A 20,823-nucleotide genomic window follows, 5' to 3' on the forward strand; every position below is an offset into this window, starting at 1 on the left:
TACCAGCATATTTTTAATTTGCTGACATCATTATCAAACTTATTCCAGCCGATATATGTTTAAACAATCCCAACTCATGCTTATAAAGCCAATGCTCCCTAGCATTTTCAAAATTTAGTTTTAAAGACGCAAGTTTGAAGGCAGCATGACCACCTCAAGTTTTATCAGGGTGACTGTAATAGCAAACTGATGTCTAGCTAACTGAAAGCTATGGGGTTTCTCTTGTGATTACTATTTCACTCCGTCCAGTTGGACGTTATTGGGGCACTATTAGTTTTGCCTCAACCCTCTACCTTTGTCCGATATTAGATTTATTGTTGGCAGAAATTCCAGCAAAATTACAAGCAGAACTGCGTCTAGGACTTCAAGAAGCCCTAGTCAATGCAGCTAAACATGGCAATAATCTTGATCCTAGTAAAACAGTTGTAGTCCGTTTTTCCTTAATAGATAATCAATATTGGTGGATAATCTCAGACCAAGGTAACGGCTTTACTCCTTCATCTACTAATGAAGAAGAACCAACAGACTATCTCCCGCCAGATGAGTCAGAAAGTGGTCGTGGTTTATGTCTTCTGCACCAAATTTTTGATCAGGTAGAGTGGAACCGCAAAGGCACAGAATTGAGGCTTTGTAAACAAATGGAAGCTCGGCGGGGATTATCTCTGCGGCGGTAAGTTAATGAGGAGTGAGAGTTAGAAGTTTTAAATTCTTAACTCCTAACTCCTAGCTCCTACTTTCCGTGAGTCGGACAGGGAGGGGCAGAAATAGAGCGATCTAACCAACCAATTGCCTGTTCTAATCTAGCTTGAGCTTCTTGTGGCTGATTCTTTAAAAGATACACAATAGCTGCTGCCACTTGTTCATTAGCGCGGGAATTGCGGTTAGACTTGAGGCGATGCCAATCGTTAGGGGAAATGCTCAGTCTTTCCATGAGGGCTTGAGCAAGTTCTAGAGTACTAAGTTCATTCAGTTGACTGGTTTTCGGCAGCTGGGTAGATTGGGACATAACTATTGGCACATTTGCATTTACTTCTACTTTACTACTTGTAAATGAAGCCGCCTAAACAATCACAGCCATCAGCAGAAAATCCCGAACCAGATTTTGAACAAGAACTAGAGGAAGTAGAGCGATCGCTCCTATCCTTAAAAGAACGTTACGATCAAGTGCAACGCGATCGCCAACAACAGGCACAATGGCAACAGCGCCGCGATCAACTAAAGCACAATAAATCTCAGACACCAGATATCAAAGCAGAGTTACGGCAGATTCAACAGCAGTTGGAAAGGCTAGAAGTGAACTTAGAAAGCCAGTTATTTTCTTGGCGTAGCCTCAAAAAACCTTTCTGGCAAGTCGTCCGCTTTGGTGGAATGGGCGTTATCATAGGCTGGATATTAAAGTCTTATGCTGGATAAATCCAATTTTGGATTTTAGATTTTGGATTTTGGATTGGGTTAAAGAGTTAAGATTCTTTAATATCTGTATTCCTTACGTTGACGAAATACAAGTTGTAAAATATGGCAAATCGACGGATTGCAGAAATATTGCGAAGTGGTCAACCTGATGATTCCCTCCAAGTGCAAGGCTGGGTGCGGACAAAACGCGAGTCCAAAGGGTTTGCTTTTATTGAAGTCAATGACGGCTCATCACTAGCTAATTTGCAAGTCGTCATCAATCAGGATTTGCCAGATTACGAAGCTATATTGAAAAAACTGAATACAGGTGCTGCTGTTGAGGCTACAGGGGTACTAGTGGCTTCTCTTGGTAAAGGACAGCGAATTGAGTTGAAAGCCGAGACAGTGAAAGTCTACGGTGAAGCTGATCCCGATACATATCCCCTGCAAAAGAAACGCCATTCCTTTGAGTTTCTGCGAACCATTGGACATTTGCGATCGCGTACTAATTCATTTGGTGCAGTTTTCCGCGTCAGAAATGCTTGTTCGACAGCAATTCACCAATTCTTCCAAGAAAGAGGCTTTTTGTGGGTACACACACCCATTATTACCGCTAGCGATTGCGAAGGCGCAGGTGAACTGTTTAGCGTTACTAGTTTAGATTTAAAGAATATTCCGCGCACAGAAAACCAAGCAGTAGATTACAGCCAAGACTTTTTCGCTAAACCCACATATTTAACAGTTAGCGGCCAGTTGGAAGCGGAAGTGATGGCGATGGCGTTTAGCAACGTCTACACCTTTGGCCCTACCTTCCGTGCAGAAAATTCCAACACCTCCCGCCACCTAGCAGAATTTTGGATGGTTGAGCCAGAAATGGCTTTTTGTGACTTAGAAGGCGATATGGATTTAGCTGAGGCGTTCCTCAAACACATTTTTAAATATGTGTTGGAAACTTGCCCAGAAGATATGGAATTTTTCAATGAACGCATTGATAAATCTGTGTTGGCAACAGCCGAAAATATTATTAATAATCAGTTTGAACGGTTAACTTACACAGAAGCCATCAAACTTTTAGAAAAAGCTGATGTTAAATTTGAATATCCTGTAAGTTGGGGTTTAGATTTACAATCAGAACACGAACGTTACCTAGCTGAACAATTATTTAAAAAGCCTGCGATCGTTACAGATTATCCAGCGCAAATCAAAGCTTTTTATATGCGCTTGAACGACGATGAAAAGACCGTCCGTGCAATGGATATTCTCGCACCCAAAATTGGCGAGATTGTCGGTGGTTCTCAGCGCGAAGAACGTTTAGAAGTATTAGAACGCCGCGTGTTAGCGCAAGGATTAAAACCAGAAGATTTGTGGTGGTATCTGGATTTGCGTCGTTATGGTACTGTTCCACATGCGGGTTTTGGACTAGGTTTTGAACGACTCGTGCAATTTATGACTGGTATGGGAAATATTCGTGATGTGATTCCGTTCCCGCGTACACCACAAAGTGCTGAGTTTTAGTTTGATTAAATAAATAAGGCGATTAAAAATCGCGTCTACAAAAACCAAGTCTGTCTGCGCTGACTCATAAAAACTCCAAAACCCGCGGATGCGGGTTTTGCTTGTATAGGCACGTATTTTCTAAAGCGATTAATTAAAATTAAGGATTTTAAATTTCCTCTTGTAAAACTTGAATTTGCTCAATAGATAATTCAGTAACTTGAGCAATTTGCTCTAAACTCATTCCAATTCGCAACAAATTTAAAGCCAATTTTCTTGTTGTTTCTGCTTTGCCTTTGGCTTCACCTTCTGCTTTACCTTTGGCTTCGCCTTCTTCTAGGATTTGTTGATAAATGACTGATTCGCGCATAATCTCACTCCTTAATATCTTGCTAATTACATTTTTATTTAATACTAAACCTGCTAAGATGCCACTGGCAGCAGCTATATTTCTTTGTAGCTGGCGATCACTAATTGCTTCAACTGCTTTGGCTACTTGGGTTAATACCATTGTAGGATCGTTTGTCTGACTTAGCACGGCAAAGGGTAATAGACCTTGAATGCTCATAAACCTGTCTGTCGATTGTTCCCACAGGCGTATTACCTCAAACTGATGGTAAGTGTTATTTAATCTAAAACTATTTTCATTGACTAATTCTGAATTTGTTTTTCTCAAATAGTAATCTATTTGACGCATTTCTTTATTAGGAAAGCGGCGATAAACCCTAACTCGATAATCTAACATCCGAAAAGGGATATCTTCATCAGCATCAGTTTGAAATTCGGTATGTAGAACTAAATCATCAGATTGCAATAAGATTAATGAATCGGCGCGAATTGGTTCGCTTGATAATTCAGTAGGGCTAAGTTCTATTAATTTAATCGGTGAACCTAGTAACCATGTTGCCAAATCATCTTTGAAGTTTCCAACAATGAATTTACAGATATTGTCATACATGGCAGCCTTAAAGAAAGGGTATCAGGTATTTTTGAGAAAAACTAAATTTATTGGTATTGGGTTTCCTTACGTTAACCCAACATAATATTACTACACCCATGTTTTAAACACTACCTAATTACCAAGTAATTCTTATCTACGCCCTTCCTGTTCCTCCTCCTCAAGTTCTTTGCGTACTTCCCAATATTTTGTTACGGCTGCACTAGATTCACTCATTATTACTAATCTGAAATCCCGATATTCCTCACCATTGCCTAAAAGAGAAATTAATTCTCTTCTTTGGGGATCATCAAGTTTAATAGACCATTTGACAAAAGCTTCAAAAATATATTTTCGTGAACCTGATACCTCATCATGAGCTACAACACACGAAGGACAAGTCTTCACAATATAAATATTATACCAGTCCTGTATATAACTAGGACTAAATAAATTTCCATCCTTAATTTTAAACCTTGTAAAAGAGCATTGTTCACTCAATATATCTTGATTTGTAATACAGTCTAAAATTGAAGTATGGTAATAATTACCAAATAAGTGTGCTAGATAACTCTACACGCTCCTACCCATATATTTGTATCAGCTATTTAGTTAAATGGTATTAGATCACAAACGCTGTCTTAACTTAACTAGTCAAGCATTTCTTCAAACAGTTGGCGTGTTTGTGTGATTTAGTAGTGGGATTAGCATTTTTTTATTAGACTACATAGTAATTATTGACAAGGGAGTTTATTATTTCAACCTTGGAATCTTCTTTTGTAAAGGTTTTAACGCTTCAATCTGTTAAAAAACGATTGTTATCTTTGAGAAAAAATACTTATGCTAAATAATGATGTTAGTAACAATGTGTTGTCAAATAAACGGCTCAATGTCACTTCAATTTCCTTATTAGATAGCTTTAATACGAAGAATGACTATAGTCTCCAACTCAGGGGACGTAGTAGCTATAAATCAGCAGATGCTGATGTGCAGTTGTTAAATAACAGTGACTCAGAAAATAGCAGTAACGTTAATACTTTTACTACTGAAAGTTACAACTCCATTAATGGCTATGGCTTGATTAATGGGGCAGCAGCAGTGGCCAGAGCTACTGGTCAAAATACCTTTGCTGATGTTCCTGATTTGGGTGGCAATAATTGGGGAGCAGACCTCGTTAAAGCACCGGAAGTTTGGGCACAGGGGTACACAGGTAAAGGCGTTGTTGTTGCTGTTGTAGATACTGGGGTTGATTATAACCACGAGGATTTAAGAAATAATATCTGGACAAATGCCAATGAAATTGCAGGTAACGGTATAGATGATGATGGCAATGGCTATATTGATGATAATTACGGTTGGAACTTCTCTGATAAAAACAACAACACCCTAGATAACAACGGTCATGGCACTCATGTTTCTGGCACGATCACAGGGGAAAATAATAACTACGGTGTTACTGGTATTGCATACAATGCCAAGATTATGCCCGTCAAAGTTTTGAATGAGTCTGGCTCTGGTTCCTATAGTTCCATCTCTAAAGGTATTCGCTACGCTGTGGATAATGGAGCTAATGTGATCAACCTCAGTCTAGGTGGCGGATCTGCCAATCGTACTCTAGAGTCAGCCATTAAGTATGCCAGCAGCAAAGGAGTGATTGTTGTCATGGCAGCAGGTAATGATGGTGACTCATCACCAGACTATCCCGCTCGCTATGCATACAAGTCGGGAATTGCAGTTGGGGCAGTAGATAGAGATAATAATATGCCCAATTTCTCTAACCGCTCTGGAAGTAATGAAATCTCTTATGTCACAGCCCCAGGAGTTAAAGTCTACTCATCAGTTCCAAATAATCAATATGCTACTTATAGCGGCACTTCTATGGCTACTCCCCACGTTGCTGGTGTAGTTGCTCTGATGCTTAGTGCTAACCCCAACCTAACTGATGCCCAAGTACGTCAGATTGTTACAGAAACAGCAGGAAATAATACACAAACTACAACAACAAGCTCTAGTTTTAATGTTTCTAATGTCAGTTCTCTAGCGAGTCAGGTAATTGCAGAAACAGCAAAAAATAACACATCAACTACAAGTTATAGTTTTAATACCAGTTCTCTGGCAAGTCAGGCAATGTCTGACGATAATCTGCTAAATGTCTATACACAGACCGAAAATTATCTCACTTCACAGACAATTTCTAGTTTTAATAGTTATAATTTTAGTTCGCTAATCGATCAAGCGATCGCACAAACAATCACACAAACAGCAACATATTTGACACCAGAAAATTTCGCAAGTTTGAATAATTCTGGTTTTAGTTCTCTAATTGGTCAAACAATCGCACAAACTGTAAAATATTTGACACCAGAGACTATGGCGAATTTGAATAATTCTGGTTTTAATTCTCTAATCGGTCAAACAATCGCACAAACCGCAAAATATCTCACACCAGCCAAAGATAATAACATATTAGCCAATCCAGAATTATGGTCGCAATTCCCAAACTATGAGAATATTTTGGGCAGCATTAATTTGAGTAGTAATGATAATGAGAATAATCTTGGTTTTGGTAAACTACTACAGAGAATCCAAAAACCAATAGCTCAGTACGAATAATTCTTGGGTATGGCTTAAAAATTATAGCAATTTGCAGTTTATTTCTATACTGGTCGATTAATCAAATCAACCAACCCGCTCATATATTGTGAATGAATTTAAGGGTTTAGTATTGCTAAACCCTTAAGTTTTAGGTGTGCATTATGCGGTACATAAGCGTAGCCCAACTCAGACATCGCTTTTGAGGTGGTTATGAAAATAAAAGAGGCTACCAACCTATCTAACAGAAAATGCCTCGTTGAATCGCCGTGTCACAGGCTCAGTGATGAATGTCAAAATTGACTTTTTACGAGTAACGATTTCACCTGTAGCAGTCATCCCTGGTGTAAATTCTACTTCTTGCCCCCGCACGTTGACGGAGTGTTTATTTAGCTTAATTCTTGTAGGAAAAACTAAGCCCAATTCTTTATCAACAATTGCATTCGGACTGACTTGTATGACTTCGCCATCCACAACACCAAATTCTTGGAATGGGAAAGTCGCCATTTTCACTTTTGCCTTCATTCCTTGACGAATAAACCCAATGTCGCGGTTAAGAACTTTCACCTCTAGGAGCATTTCTTCTCCTTCTGGTAAAATTGACACCAATTCTTCACCAGATTGGACTGGGCCCCTGGTGGCTTTGACCCTGTAAATCGTACCAGCAACAGGAGCTTCAATGGTTTCCAAAGCTTGCTGCTTTATCGCCTGCTCTAATTGACCTTGAACAGTTGTCAGTTCTTCTTTACGCTTGTTAAACAGCGTCAAAATTTCACTTTGGCGTTCTGATGATACACGCTGGCCCTGACTGCGTGCAGCGTTGTAAGCTTGTTCTGCTTGCTGAATTTCCTGGACTTGGGAAGCAATATCTTTTTCTAATGATGTGACTTTATCTTGAGCCTCTGTTATTCTGTTCTGGGCGTTGATAACTTCATCTTGCGCTCTGGTGATTTCTGTCTTTGCACGAGTTAGTCTTTCTTGGGCATCCAAGTAATCAACACGAGGAACAGCGCCAGGAGTAATTAGGGTGCGTAGGCTTTTTTCCCTTTCTTCTGCAAGTGCCAAATTACTTTCAATTTTAATTCGGATGCTATCTGCATTGGCTAGGTTGCTTTGAGCATTTGCAAAACTGCTTTTGGCATTAACTAAATTGTCTTGTAAGCGACTCAAGCGGACTTTGGCTTGATCTATGAGTGCTATCTGGCGATTTGCTTCTGCTTCCGCCCCTGCTTGACGTGCTTGGAAGTCTTGCAGGCGTGAGCTTAAAAGCTCATCTTGCAATTTTGTCCCAGTACTTGTGCCTCCAATACGTTCTGCATTCAAACGTTGCAAATCGTCCTGAATCAATCTGCTAGATTTGGCTAGGCGGGAAACATCGGTTTTTTGCAAGTCTGGATCTTTTTGAATTAGAATTTGACCTTTAGTAACGCGATCGCCTTCTTTAACTTTAACAGCAACAATTGACCCCCCACCCAAGGATGTCACCGGTCTTACCTGTGTGGAAGCAATTAATTCCCCTGGTGCTGTTGCTACTTCATCTATTTGCGAGAAATACGCCCAGGCGATCGTTCCAAATACGATGACGCTCATCGTTCCCGCTAATAATCTCGTGTACAGAGGTGGCAATTCCTGTACTGCTTTACCCAATTCATAGGTGAGTTGTTCCTCTGGTTGGGCGAATCGCTCTTTAGTCTGACGTGCTTGAGCAGCATTTACCATATATTTTTGTCCTTTGTCCTTTGTCCTCTCTTACAAAGTTCTGTTCGGAGGAAACTTCCGCTCAGACTTTGCGCTTTGTCATTAGTCATTTGTCTTTTGTTATTCACTAATGACAAATGACTAATGACTTATGACTTGTATTTAATTCAAACAGCTAAATAGCGCCGCAAAAAGTTTTCTAATGTCTCCAACCGAAAGTTATAAATCGCTTCTAAATTGGCAATTTCATCTTTTGTACAGAAAAATTCATTTGCTAGCAATGTGCGATAAGTTCCCAAAGCTTTTTGGATTTGGGGATTAATTAGACCTAATGCACTCTGTAACCCATCAATTGCAAATAGTGGTGAGTTAATTATTACTGGCTGTTTGTTGAAGATCCGACCAAAAATTCGGGGAATATCTTCTCGTAATAAAATCTCCGGCCCTCCGACAGGTAAAATCTGGTTGCGAGCGCCTTCAACTGTCACAGAATCCACTACTATCCTTGCTAAATCATCAGTACTGACAATTGAGGTACGGTTTTTGCGATCGCCAATGAGCAAATACAATCCCGTTTCCCGAAATTGTTCTACTAATGGCAGCAAGTTAGATGCTAATCCAGATAGGCGTAAAATAGTGTAATTTAAGCCACTAGCTGACAAATATCGCTCTACTGCTCGTTTAGCTTTGAAAACGGGAGCGTCTTCATATCCGCGATCGGCTCCGAGTACGGAAATGAAGACGAAATGTTCTACGCCATTGGCTTTTGCCTGATCAATGAGTTCAATATTAGCGCGGTAATCTAAAGATAGGGCATCGCTATTAGAACCGTGGGCGCTGATAATATACCGCACGCCCCGACTAGCTTTCTCGATATCTTTTTCCTCTAGCAAGTCACCGATAAAGATTTCTGCACCCCGGTGTTCTAACTCGCTATGGCGCGAGGTAAGGCGAACAAACGCACGCACAGACTGTTCTCTTTGGCGTAGGAGTCGGATAACTCTGCGACCAATTCCTCCTGTTGCTCCAGTTACCAGAAACATATAAATACCTAAATTGAATACTTTCAGCGTTTACATTTGTCAAAATGCCCGATATATGCTCAAAACCCGTTGAGCAATACTTAAACAGAGATATGAGAATATTTTTATACTTTGTTACTATGCTCAAGATATTCTCATCTCAATAAGTCACACCTTATTCATTTTAATACTCTAAAAATTATCCCCCATATCGTTTGTAGATGCAGGGGATTAAGATAATGGGATTCGTTTTACTGGTTGACATCACGGGCTACAAGCCGGGGGATTCTTGAAGAGTCCACAAACGAACTTTCAACGGGGAAGAGCCTAAAACACCCTAATTGTCGCTTGTAGGACAGGGAACAGACTTTTCTCCTGACCAATCTGTAAGAGTAATTTCATCTTTATAATGCCGAGGAGTTTGCAGCAGCAAATACCAAGCCTCCCCAGCATCAAATAAATTAAACCTTTCAGAATACTGAGTTTCTAATAAATCCCTAACCATAACATAATAGTCAGAGTTCATTCCTGGGAAAATATGATGTTCAGTGTGGTGAGAAAAATTTAAATGCAACAGGTCAAATATTTTATAAACCCGGAGAGACATACTATTAATTAGTGGATCATTAACGTTGGTCATCGGACAAAGTAAATGATTTGTATAAATATAAAAAATTACTCCAGCATAACCAATTGCAATCGGTAAAAAGTAACCAAGTATGAGTTTTATGGGGTCAAATTGAAGATAGATTAGGATACTGAAATGAATCACAATCATCATCAATAATTCCCCTGCGATCGCTCGACGATCTTTAGCACTGACTGTAAATGCAGCAGGAACATAATCGACGGATTCATGATTGAAAAATAGCACAGATGTCAGATTGCGAAAAGTATGTACTCCCCAAGCAGTAGTCATTCCTACTGTCAACAATATAGGATTGACTTCAGTAGAAGGCACAAATAAGTCCTGAATCCATTTTCCCCAGGTTGAAGATTGTTCATACAAGTAATTACGATCTGGGTCGCTTAAATCATTAGTGTGATTATGATGTACTCGATTATGAACTGCTTTCCACAACGTTGGTGGCATCCACCCAATTGTTAGCCCTAGAAAGCTAATGATATAAGTTAACCGGGCGTTTTTAATTACACTACCATGCATCATCTCGTGAGAACTCAATAGTAAGACAAGCACGCTATTGCCCATAATTATGCTTAAAGGTAGATAAAGCCATAAAAGGTATGGCGGCCAACAATCTAACCGCGCTGCTATCATCCAGCCTAAAATCAAAATTGCCAGATTAATGAACAAAATAATTAACTTACTTGGATCAGGGATAAATGCTTCAGGTGGCATTAGGGAACGTAATTCTTTTGCATATATTTTCTGATGAATCAGTGTCTGATCGGTATTAACATTCATAAATAATTGTCGCGTAGAGAATTTAGCTGAGTAAAGTTTTGCGGTAGATCGTAGCGTTTGAAAATTGGATGATTCAATATCACAATATGTAAAAGTTTAATACTACATAATAATTTTTACAATAGACCTATTGGAAGACCTATTGGATAATTTTGGCATTGCCCACAAATCTGCCACAGAATTTATTTTGAGACTCTCAGTCTGAAGCTGGCTGAAATTATTTTTTACCCGCATTTCTAATCAGATGAAAGAAAAGAGTCTGTGAAAAGTTTTCTCAATTTATAATCCCCCTACATCTTTGTAGATGCAGGGGGACAAAATAACCCACTATTTGGATTATTGATTAATTTTTGGGCAATATTCACCGATTAATTCTATCTACCGCAGGTGCGATTGCACTATTTATGCTTTGTGCAAGCAGCCCACTTTAAAGCTATTCAGATGCTTTGTTATTAGCTCTATTAGCACGCGCCTCAGCTGAAGCCATGACTTCATCCATATTCTCTAGCACTTCGCCAGGAAAGTTTTCCAAAACTCTGGTAGAAAGAGCAACCCGCCCTTTACCCTCATCCAAGTCAATAATTACAGCTTTAATTGGCTGGCCAACTTGAAATACTTTTTCGAGAGAATCAATAAATTTTTGGCTTACCTGCTTGATATGAAGCAAGGCGCTCATTCCACTTAAATCGACAAACACACCAAAAGGTTTGATGCCAGTAACTTTGCCTTCTACTAGTTGACCTAGTTCTAATAAGCTGAAGTTGCTAGAACGAGTTGCTAAACGTTGGGAAAGAATGAGTTTATTGGTGTTGCGATTAATTTCCAAAAAGCCCACAGTCAGATTTTGACCTTTGAGTGCTTCTAAATTATCACGCTCTGCCAGGTGCGATCGCGGGATAAATCCCCGCAAAGAAAGAATATCGACAGTGACACCACCTTTATTCACACCCATAACCCGTACTTGCACAGTCTGAGCATTTTCTTGCATTTCAGTCAGTCGTTCCCAGATGTGCTGAATTTCCAACTGCTTTCGAGAAAGGGTGACTTGCCCTTCTGCATCCTGATCTCGGATAATCAAAAACTGCATTTCCTCTTGCAATGGCAGCACTTCCGATAAATCGGTAACTGCTCTCAAAGAAGCCTCATCGCGCGGCAGAAAAGCTGACGACTTGCCACCAATATCCACATAAGCCCCATCATGGTCAAGTTGGAACACTTTACCATGTACAAGCTGTCCCTTTTGAAATTGGTAGTCGTGTTTTTCTAATGCTTTGGCAAAATCGTCCATTGTAAAGGACGAATTGGCTGTTTGAGAAAGTTTCGATTCGGAATTCATGACTTTTGAAGATTAATTGTTATTTGATATGGTGCAACTGAAGTTTAAATTGTCATTTGTCATTTGTCATTTGTTATTCACCAATGACCAATAACCAATGACTAACTTGGCTGCGTATGCTTCAGTTTAGTTGACCAAAGAGTTGTTTCACTTGCTCCCAAGCATCAGCCGCAGCTTTAGGATTATAACTGGCACGGTGGTTACAGAAAAATCCGTGATCAGCTCCATCGTAGCGAAACACATGATGAAGAATTTTATATTTTTCTAACTCTGCTTCAATCTCATCTACTTGTTCGCTTGGGATGCTAGCATCTTCTGCACCAAAAAAGGTATAGAGAGTACCTGTTATTTCTCCGGTGCGGGTGACAGTAGGAGCGCCACCTCCCGGTGTGCGAGTGGTAATTCCAGCACCGTAGAAGGAAGCCGTAGCTTTAATATCTGGCAGGGTGGCTGCAAGATATGCGACATGACCCCCAAAGCAGAAGCCAATACAGCCAAAACCATCTTTTTTCACTTGAGGCAGATTTTTGAGGTAGTCAATTGCTAGTTGAATATCGCTCAATAACTCTGAGGCTTGAGTTTGCATGGCGTAACTTCTGCCCGTTTCAATATCTTCGGGTGTGTATCCGGTTTCAAAGCCAGGGGCAATCCGTTGAAAAAGTGCGGGTGCAATCGCTACATACCCAAGTTTGGCAATCCGTTCTGTAACTTCCCGAATGTGAACGTTGACACCAAAAATCTCTTGCAATACCACCACTCCTGGGTAAGAACCAGATTCTTTTGGCTCTGCCAGATAAGCAGACACTTGAATATTATCTTGCAAAAGATTAACCGTTGTGGTAATTGTTGCTTGCTCTGTCATAATAATTTTTACCAGTGCTGTGTGATTAGCCGTGTGTTTATTTGATATAACTATGCCAGTATGACCAGGTTTTTTCTCATTAAATTATCAATTACTAATAGTGAGAGCATTAGAAATTTCTTTTAGAAAAAATTTATATGTAAATACCACATTCAATATGTAGCAAAGACAATTTTAAGGATAGGGGTGCTGAGTTAAAAGTGCTGAGTAGGCAAGCAACACTTAATACTCAAGCCTCAGCACTTAAAATTCAGCACTTAGTATTAAGGAGGTTTGGTGATGATTCAATTCCGTATTCAGCCAGACAGCGAAATTCCAGCATCAACCCAGCTGTTTAATCAAATCCGATTTGCGATCGCTTCTCGGCAATATCCCCCTGCTTACAAGTTACCAAGCACACGGGCGCTGGCAATGCAAACTGGATTACATCGTAATACTATAAGTAAGGTTTACCGTCAACTGGAGGAAGACGGATTTGTTGAAAGTATGGCTGGTTCGGGTATTTATGTTCGCGCCCAAGGTCATGAGGGCGGTAGCAGGTTACAATCACCAATTCTCAAACAAAATTCTGATGCATATCAAGTTGTCCAGCAAGCACTTGACGAGCTGCTCTCCCAAGGGTGTTCGCTGAATCAAGCTAGAGAACTATTTTTAGCGGAAATTGACTGGCGCTTGCGTTGTAGTGCGCGGGTACTGGTTGCAGTGCCATCTTATGATATGGGTGCTGGTGAGTTGATGGTGTATGAATTAGAACGATCGCTAAAAATTCCAGTCCAGTTGGTAGCAATGGAAGAATTAACAGCTGTGCTAGATAAAACTACCTCTGCGACAGTAGTCACAAGTCGGTATTTTATCAGTAATGTGGAAGCGATCGCAGCTCCAAAAGCTGCACGGGTGATTCCTCTCGATATCTACGACTACAGCAAAGAACTCAGCCTCTTAAAAACCCTACCAAAAGAAAACTGTGTAGGCATAGTTAGCCTCAGTTCCGGGATTGCACGAGCAGCAGAAGTCATCCTCCACGGTTTGCGGGGTGATGAACTACTGGTGATGACTTCGCAACCAAAAGATGCTTACAAGCTTCAGGCAATGGTTAAACGGGCTGAGGTAATCATAAGCGACCAAGCTAGTTTTGCGGCAGTGCAAGCAGCCGTGCAAGCATCTGATGAAGATATTATTCGTCCACCAAAGCTGATTAAGGTTGAAAATTATATCGGCGCTAACTCGATTAACTTGCTAAAACGAGAACTGGGTTTGAGTTAATCTCAAGATAATCCGACCAACATCTTTGAGAGCAACTGATACAGGAGGAATGGGATAGTGCAGATTGTGATTGTGGGCGCAGGTCCAACAGGTGTAACCCTTGCCCTGCTCCTTGTAAAACGTGGTATTGCTGTAACGTTAATTGAAGCAGCAAAAGACTTTCATCGTATATTTCGCGGTGAAGGATTAATGCCCAGTGGCTTAGAAGCTTTAGAGCAAATGGGTCTATCGGCGTTGTTGGAACATATTCCCCATCGGCAACTCGACGGGTGGGAATTCATTATAGGGGACAAGCAGTTGTTTCGAGTTGATGAACCAATGGGAGCAACCCAACCCTGTACACTGGTTTCACAACCACCGCTACTCAAAGCACTGATTTCGGAAGCTCAAACCAATGATAGGTTTGAATTTATTCAGGGTCTTCCTGTCAAGGATTTACTGTGGAGTAACCAACGTGTTGCAGGTGTAGTACTGAGCGATGGGAGAGAATTTGCTGCTGACCTAGTGATTGGGGCAGATGGTAGAAATTCCCTTGTGCGACAACGTATAGCATTAGAATTGGTACGCCAGCCCAAAAATATTGATATTCTCTGGTTTAAACTTGCCGCCAGCCCTGAGTTTGCAGCCGACAATGTGTTTCGTACTATTGTAAATGGCGATCGCGTATTTACCATCTTTCACGGAGCAGAATCAGGAAAACTGCATCTGGCTTGGGTGATGTCCGCGACCGAAAACACTGACTCCAAACAAGCCAACTGGGGAGAGATTTTTGCCTCATTATCACCCTCATGGCTAGCAGAGCATTTCCGTAATCATGCAGACACCATCGAATCCCCCATTCGGCTTTCTGTTGTGGTTGGTTATTGTACACAATGGCACGCACCAGGGGTACTGCTCCTAGGAGACGCTGCACACCCAATGTCTCCTGTCCGTGCCCAAGGAATTAATCTAGCATTCCGTGATGTGATTGTCGCTGCTAATCATCTTGTGCCACTGTTGCAAAAAGAAACTGGACACCAAGATATTGACATGGCACTATCGCACATCCAAGCGGAACGTGAGCCAGAAATTATCCGCGCCCAGCAACTCCAATTAGAAGAAGCTAAACAAGGCGAACTACTACGAAAAAATGCACTGCTGCGTTCGCTATTGATTCAACTTGCTCCCTTACTCCGTAAAACAATTAAAAAGTCTTGGTTAAAACGACAATATGAAATGCGTCAAGGTATCACCCAGGTGCATTTAACTGTTTAAAAAACCGCTATCATTTATCCCACCTGTGGTTTTGCGGTGTTAATTTGCAAAAACTCTTGTACCCGTTGTAGATAAGTTGGTACATCTTCCAACATTGGGAAATGCGCTGTGTTGGGAATCATTACAAATTCTACTTTGTCACTCAGTGCCGCCGCTTGACGCCCCATCTCGGCTGGAATAATCTTGTCATACTCCCCCGCCACGAGTAGAGTCGGTACTGTCAGCTTGGCAAACTCTTGCGGCATCACTTCAGCTTGAGCCTTACTGACTGAAGTAAAAATTGTCCCTATAGCTGCATCATAATCTGCTTCGAGAAAATCTTGCAAAAAAGCTTGCCGTTCAGAATGTGCTATAGAACTATATAAAAATCTGGCCATAAACATCCGGTCAACAAATGGAATTTTGCTTAACCACTTGGGACGGAATTTCACTACATAGCCACCGAATTTATGAAAAGCACTAAATGATTTTTCGTCGTACTCGAAAATGCCGCTACAAGTTAAAATTCCTCGTTCTACTCGTTTGGGATAGCGGTTAAAAAATAAAGTGGCTACAGAAGCGCCCATTGAGTGAGCATTGATATAAACACCCTGAAGATGCAACCCATCTAACAAAGCTGCTAAATCATCAGCGTATTCCTCTAATTCATAGGTCAACTCTCTGATTGCCTGTGATTCTTCTTGAGGAGACTCAGACTCGGCAACAGCTTCACTTGCTTGGGCTATGGTTGGCTTCCCACCAGAACGGCCAAATCCCCGCATATCGTAGAGTAAACAATCAAATTGCTCTGATAAAGCATCAGCAGTATTTTGCCAATATCTAGCAGAACCAGCCCAACCGTGAATGAAAACCATCACTGGTTTTACCAAAGAACTGGATGGTTTTTTCACCCATTCGTAGTAATGCTCAACGCCACGAACATTAATATAAGGCATTAGTCATTTGTCCTTTGTCAGTTGTCATTAGTCCCTGGTATATGGTTATTATTCCTTATTTTTTCACCAATGACTAATGACTAATACAAGTCTTGGAGAGCCTGCGCTAACGACTACGCTGAGTACAAGTGACTAATGACTATTAAGCTGATTCTGGCTTCGGTAGTGAAGACGGATGTATTATCAGTTCAGCAGTCGATCGCTTCTCGACCATTTCTCTTGTAACTGTACAGCGTGTCACATCCTTACGGGATGGTAACTCATACATTACATCCAACATCAATTCTTCGACAATACCACGTAAGGCTCTAGCACCAGTTTTACGGCGGTAGGCTTCTTGAGCGATCGCTCGCAAAGCATCTGCTTTAAAATCTAGCTGGACATTATCCATCTTCAGCAGCTTTTGGTACTGCTTCACTAAGGCACTGCGTGGTTGGGTAAGAATCGCCATCAGCGCTTCTTCATCTAGCGGATCTACTACTGCTACCATTGGCATCCGCCCAATAAATTCTGGAATCAGGCCAAATTTTACTAAATCATCCGGTTCTAGATGGCGAAGAGTATCTGCTGCTCGTTTCTCCTTAGATTGCCCTTCTCCTGGTTGCACAAAACCGATTGCTTTTTTGCCAACTCTCTGATCTACAATTTTCTCTAAGCCCCCAAAGGCGCCACCACAGACAAACAAAATATTACTTGTATCAATCTGGATGCAGTCTTGATAAGGATGCTTGCGCCCTCCTTGGGGTGGTACATTAGCGATCGTTCCCTCTAGCATTTTTAGCAAAGCCTGCTGCACGCCTTCGCCAGAAACATCGCGGGTAATTGACGTGTTTTCGCTCTTACGAGCAATTTTGTCAATTTCGTCAATGTAAATAATTCCCCGTTGCGCTTCTTCTATATCCAAATCGGCCACCTGCAACAGTCGCAGCAAGATATTTTCTACATCTTCTCCCACATAGCCTGCTTCCGTTAGCGTCGTCGCATCGGCTACGGCAAAGGGTACATCAAGAATTTTCGCTAGGGTTTGCGCTAGGAGAGTCTTGCCGCAACCTGTCGGGCCAATTAACAAGATGTTGGACTTTTGCAGTTCTATGGCATCATCTGTGCCAGGTTTGCCACTGGCTTTAGACTGAATAACTGCCAGCCGCTTGTAGTGGTTGTAAACAGCAACTGACAGCACTTTCTTCGCTTCGTCTTGCCCAATGACGTGTTCGTCTAGATACTTTTTAATTTCTCTTGGCTTGGGTATTTGATTAAATGAAATACTAGAAGAGTGGGTACGCCGTTTTTGAGGCGGCTCTGCTCTTGGTGCTGGTTGTGCTGCCGCACCATTGGTATCGAGTAACTCCTCGTCTAGTATTTCATTACACAAGTCAACGCATTCATCGCAGATGTAGACTCCCGGCCCCGCGATTAATTTACGCACCTGCTCTTGAGACTTGCCACAAAATGAACATTTTAAATGGGAGTCGTACTTAGACATACCAGCCTCTTATTTCAGAATGGTGACGTTTTCCCCTGCTACGGGAAGATTTTGTCTGGAAATGACCTGATCAATCAAACCGTAGTTTTTTGCCTCTTCAGCCGACATAAAAAAGTCGCGCTCAGTATCTGCTTCAATTCTTTCTAAGGGTTGACCAGTATGGTGAGCCATTAACTGATTCAACTTAGCCTTAACGTAAAGAATTTCTCTGGCTTGAATTTCAATGTCAATGGCTTGACCTTGAGCGCCACCAAGCGGTTGGTGAATCATAATCCGCGAGTCGGGCAGAGACATTCGCTTACCGGCAGCTCCTGCTGTCAACAAAAATGCCCCCATGCTCGCGGCTAATCCAAAACAGATGGTAACAACATCAGGGCGAATTTGTTGTATTGTATCATAGATTGCCATCCCTGCGTAGACCGAGCCGCCAGGAGAATTAACATACAGTTGAATGTCTTTTTCTGAGTCTTCAGCGTCTAGGAATAACAACTGAGCCACAATTGAGTTGGCTACGGTATCATCTATTGGCGTTCCCAAAAAGATAATCCGCTCTCGCAGCAGGCGGGAGTAGATGTCGAAAGCCCTTTCTCCCATACCAGATTGTTCTATCACCATCGGTACGATGTTGCTAGGACTGCTCAACTGGGAGTTAATGTTTATTCGACTTAAGTTGCTGATTGGGGAATTTCCCGACTGCGATTCAAGCATACAAGCTTTCTTTGACGATAATTTAGGACAAATGTTTCAGCAGCCGATGCTGCCTTTTCAAGAATGGAATTTTTATAAGCTACGTGTTAACCATTATGCCTCATATAATTTCCTCTCGTGTAACACAGTATCAAGCTCAGGCGATAACAGGTGTCACTATTTGCCGAAAATTCATTAATTCTTTAATTATTCTGACTTAATCCCTGGGTCATTGGGCATTGGGCATTGGTTATTTCTCCCCCTGCTTCCTCATCTCCCTTACGTTACCCACTTCACCAGTACTTTAACTCAGAACTGGTGAACTCATGACTGTGGGATTTTTTATTATCCTTCTGTGACTTCTATTGTAGAAGTTTCGCTGTTTTCTTCCTCAGTCTGAGGTTCATCAGTATCAGCATCTGATTCTACGTCTTCCGTTTCCTCTGCGGGACTCAAGGAACCTTCGGGTACAAGTTCAACTGAGGAATGTTCTAATAGCCAATCAATGGTTTTTTCGGTTAATAGTTCGTTTTCCACGATTGAGCGCAGTCTATCTTCATCAACGTCTTGTTCCTCCGGGTACTGTTCTAAAAGTTCTGCGACTCTGGCTGCGATTTCTCCTGGTGTTACCTCGATAGATTCGCGTTTACTGACCTCCCGCAAGGACAAGGAGCGTTTGATACGTTCAATGGCCTCAGTACGCGATCGCTCCCGCAATTGAGGAATAATATCTTGAGTAAACAACTTCCTCACATCCAATCCCTGCTGAGACAGCCGCATTGCTGTTTGCGTTAGCATTGCATCCACTTCTTTCTCAATCAAGGTTGCTGGTAAGTCAACTTCTACATGGTTGAGCAGTTCCGTTAACAACGCTTCCTGCTTATTTGTTTTTGTTTTGTCGTCTGCCTCTTTTTGATATTGCTCTACCAAAGAAGCGCGTAACTCCTCTAATGTTTCAAAATCGCTGATTTCTTGAGCGAAATCGTCATTTACTTCTGGTAGTTCCTTTTCCTTCAGTTCTTTGAGCGTCACTGTGAAAGTTGCCGCTTTTCCAGCTAATTCTTCATTAGCATAAGGAACTGGAAACTGCGCCGCAATTTCTTTCGTTTCTTCAGGATTCATCCCCACTATTCCCGAAATAAAGCCTGGAATAAACTTATCTTCCTGCAACTCAACTTGAAAATCAGTTGCTTCGGCTCCGGGAATCGCTTCTAGTTCAGCTGTTTCGTCTTCGCCCTCAACTCTAGCAAATGAACCTTTAAAATCGACTACGGCGATATCGCCGATTTGAGCTGCACGTCCTTCCACAGGAATCAATGTCGCCAATTCTTGACGTTCCTTGTCAAGGCTAGCCTCTACTCGTTCTGGATCGTACTTAACTTCTTCAGCTTTAGCTTGTAAATCGGTGTACTGAACTAAATTTACTTCTGGTTCTACATCGACAGCCGCCGAAATTGTCAGGGGTTTTCCCGGTTCATAATTCTTAATTAAATCCTCAAAAGAAGAGCGCAATTGCGGCTGACCGATTGCTGGGATGGCTTCTTGTTTGACTGCTTGCTCAATGCCATCTTGAATTAGTTCTTCCAGCGCTGCTGCCTTGATTCGAGTTGTACCCAGCCGTTGTAGTAATATCGGCCGAGGCACCTTGCCTTTACGAAACCCAGGAATATTGGCAGTACTCGCTAAGTTCTTAATGACCTGTTCGTAAGTTTGCTTGGTAATTTCCGGCGTAATCTCTATTTCCAGGCCAATTTGGCTGGCGGGAAGTTTTTCCTGGGTGACTTTCATGCTTCGTCTCTAGTTTTCTGGTATTTTATACTCCGAGTACACACAAGACGCAATAAAATAATTGTTTGCGTTTATAGCTTGATGTCTCTTAGGGGCAATGGGAGTTTGCCAAAAGGTCTGATGACATCCAAGGATGGATGTTTGTCCTGGGGCAAAGATCCAGTTTACTGCCAATGACCAAGGACTTGACATTTTACCTTCATAACAATTTGCTTAATGGGGCATTGGGCATACTTATTTTTTCTTCCTTCATCTCCCAACTTTCCCTAAAAGTTAGGAATTAATTATTCAGTGGGCTAACGCTGTGATATCCTGGTTCTCAACGAGTTGTTAGTACCACCAAGTTAAAGTTATAGTATTGAGTCTAGCTATTATTTAAGTTGTGGTACGATAGCGCATCTCTGACTTAACCGCATAGCTGAGTTTTATGCTGTGCTGGTTTTATGCATTACGGTTTTAGTATATTCATCATCTTGGTAAGCAACTTTGTAGCCAAGACGTTTGTTGCCTTACAGGTAGGATGCCTGTTAAACGTCTAAGTGCAGATATCTCCATTTTTCTACTAAATGGCGGTTTGTTGTATAATAATATATAATTTAAAATCGATGAAAAATCAGATGGTCATTGTTGAAAAATGCAACATCACTTAACTTA

The 20,823-nt window shown here is 41.4% G+C and carries 18 protein-coding genes; 6 read left to right on the forward strand and 12 right to left on the reverse strand.

The genetic code is table 11. From position 1 onward, the window contains the following. Positions 1 to 224: 224 nt before the first annotated feature. Positions 225 to 674, forward strand: a complete 450-nt coding sequence (locus H6G97_RS02340) for an ATP-binding protein (RefSeq protein ID WP_190939120.1) — start codon at positions 225 to 227, stop codon at positions 672 to 674. Positions 675 to 730: 56 nt separating this feature from the next. On the opposite strand, the gene H6G97_RS02345 is transcribed toward H6G97_RS02340, so the two are convergent. Next, positions 731 to 1,006, reverse strand: coding sequence for a DUF6439 family protein (locus H6G97_RS02345; RefSeq protein WP_041565907.1), 276 nt, complete (start codon positions 1,004 to 1,006; stop codon positions 731 to 733). A gap of 44 nt (positions 1,007 to 1,050) precedes the next feature. Between H6G97_RS02345 and H6G97_RS02350 the strand changes: the two genes are divergently transcribed. Both H6G97_RS02350 and asnS read left to right on the forward strand, forming a co-directional pair. Beyond that, positions 1,051 to 1,413 carry a sll0565 family protein gene (locus H6G97_RS02350; RefSeq protein WP_190939121.1) on the forward strand — a complete coding sequence of 121 codons (363 nt, stop codon included), beginning with the start codon at positions 1,051 to 1,053 and terminating at the stop codon, positions 1,411 to 1,413. 102 nt (positions 1,414 to 1,515) lie between these two features. Beyond that, on the forward strand, positions 1,516 to 2,907 hold the full coding sequence (asnS, locus tag H6G97_RS02355; protein ID WP_190939122.1) for an asparagine--tRNA ligase: 1,392 nt from the start codon (positions 1,516 to 1,518) through the stop codon (positions 2,905 to 2,907). A 148-nt stretch (positions 2,908 to 3,055) separates the two neighbouring features. Here the strand turns inward: asnS and H6G97_RS02360 are convergent, their stop codons facing one another. Further along, positions 3,056 to 3,844 carry an Rpn family recombination-promoting nuclease/putative transposase gene (locus H6G97_RS02360; protein ID WP_190939123.1) on the reverse strand — a complete coding sequence of 263 codons (789 nt, stop codon included), beginning with the start codon at positions 3,842 to 3,844 and terminating at the stop codon, positions 3,056 to 3,058. A 132-nt stretch (positions 3,845 to 3,976) separates the two neighbouring features. Next, a complete protein-coding gene (locus tag H6G97_RS02365; protein WP_190939124.1) occupies positions 3,977 to 4,324 on the reverse strand; it encodes a hypothetical protein in 348 nt (115 codons plus the stop codon). A 339-nt stretch (positions 4,325 to 4,663) separates the two neighbouring features. Here H6G97_RS02365 and H6G97_RS02370 point away from each other — a divergent pair, with 339 nt between their 5' ends. Then, complete coding sequence (locus tag H6G97_RS02370; RefSeq protein ID WP_190939125.1) at positions 4,664 to 6,436, forward strand: S8 family peptidase; 1,773 nt, start codon at positions 4,664 to 4,666, stop codon at positions 6,434 to 6,436. A 216-nt stretch (positions 6,437 to 6,652) separates the two neighbouring features. On the opposite strand, the gene H6G97_RS02375 is transcribed toward H6G97_RS02370, so the two are convergent. From H6G97_RS02375 to H6G97_RS02395, 5 genes are all read right to left on the reverse strand, one after another. Then, the gene (locus tag H6G97_RS02375) at positions 6,653 to 8,134 is read right to left on the reverse strand and encodes a beta-barrel domain-containing protein (protein ID WP_190939126.1); all 1,482 of its coding nucleotides are present in this window, start codon (positions 8,132 to 8,134) and stop codon (positions 6,653 to 6,655) included. A gap of 146 nt (positions 8,135 to 8,280) precedes the next feature. Next, complete coding sequence (locus H6G97_RS02380) at positions 8,281 to 9,156, reverse strand: SDR family oxidoreductase (protein WP_190939127.1); 876 nt, start codon at positions 9,154 to 9,156, stop codon at positions 8,281 to 8,283. A 316-nt stretch (positions 9,157 to 9,472) separates the two neighbouring features. Further along, positions 9,473 to 10,561, reverse strand: a complete 1,089-nt coding sequence (locus tag H6G97_RS02385) for a fatty acid desaturase family protein (RefSeq protein WP_190939128.1) — start codon at positions 10,559 to 10,561, stop codon at positions 9,473 to 9,475. A gap of 433 nt (positions 10,562 to 10,994) precedes the next feature. Further along, positions 10,995 to 11,897: a S1 RNA-binding domain-containing protein gene (locus tag H6G97_RS02390; RefSeq protein ID WP_190939129.1), complete on the reverse strand. Its 903-nt coding sequence runs from the start codon at positions 11,895 to 11,897 to the stop codon at positions 10,995 to 10,997. Between the two features lie 121 nt (positions 11,898 to 12,018). Next, entirely contained in the window at positions 12,019 to 12,759 is a 741-nt protein-coding gene (locus H6G97_RS02395; protein WP_190939130.1) for a dienelactone hydrolase family protein, read from the reverse strand. 279 nt (positions 12,760 to 13,038) lie between these two features. Here H6G97_RS02395 and H6G97_RS02400 point away from each other — a divergent pair, with 279 nt between their 5' ends. Next, the gene (locus tag H6G97_RS02400; protein WP_190939131.1) at positions 13,039 to 14,022 is read left to right on the forward strand and encodes a GntR family transcriptional regulator; all 984 of its coding nucleotides are present in this window, start codon (positions 13,039 to 13,041) and stop codon (positions 14,020 to 14,022) included. Between the two features lie 54 nt (positions 14,023 to 14,076). Continuing rightward, positions 14,077 to 15,276 carry an FAD-dependent monooxygenase gene (locus H6G97_RS02405; protein WP_190939220.1) on the forward strand — a complete coding sequence of 400 codons (1,200 nt, stop codon included), beginning with the start codon at positions 14,077 to 14,079 and terminating at the stop codon, positions 15,274 to 15,276. Between the two features lie 14 nt (positions 15,277 to 15,290). On the opposite strand, the gene H6G97_RS02410 is transcribed toward H6G97_RS02405, so the two are convergent. The 4 genes from H6G97_RS02410 to tig all read right to left on the reverse strand — a co-directional run bounded on the left by H6G97_RS02410 (position 15,291) and on the right by tig (position 20,169). Then, positions 15,291 to 16,211 carry an alpha/beta fold hydrolase gene (locus H6G97_RS02410; protein ID WP_190939132.1) on the reverse strand — a complete coding sequence of 307 codons (921 nt, stop codon included), beginning with the start codon at positions 16,209 to 16,211 and terminating at the stop codon, positions 15,291 to 15,293. A gap of 142 nt (positions 16,212 to 16,353) precedes the next feature. After that, positions 16,354 to 17,694: an ATP-dependent protease ATP-binding subunit ClpX gene (clpX, locus tag H6G97_RS02415; protein ID WP_190939133.1), complete on the reverse strand. Its 1,341-nt coding sequence runs from the start codon at positions 17,692 to 17,694 to the stop codon at positions 16,354 to 16,356. Between the two features lie 9 nt (positions 17,695 to 17,703). Next, a complete protein-coding gene (gene clpP / locus H6G97_RS02420) occupies positions 17,704 to 18,402 on the reverse strand; it encodes an ATP-dependent Clp endopeptidase proteolytic subunit ClpP (RefSeq protein ID WP_190939134.1) in 699 nt (232 codons plus the stop codon). Positions 18,403 to 18,726: 324 nt separating this feature from the next. After that, the gene (gene tig / locus H6G97_RS02425) at positions 18,727 to 20,169 is read right to left on the reverse strand and encodes a trigger factor (RefSeq protein ID WP_190939135.1); all 1,443 of its coding nucleotides are present in this window, start codon (positions 20,167 to 20,169) and stop codon (positions 18,727 to 18,729) included. Between the last annotated feature and the right edge of the window lie 654 nt (positions 20,170 to 20,823).

Origin of the sequence: Nostoc flagelliforme FACHB-838 (assembly GCF_014698065.1) — a bacterium.
GTDB classification, from domain to species: domain Bacteria; phylum Cyanobacteriota; class Cyanobacteriia; order Cyanobacteriales; family Nostocaceae; genus Nostoc; species Nostoc flagelliforme_B.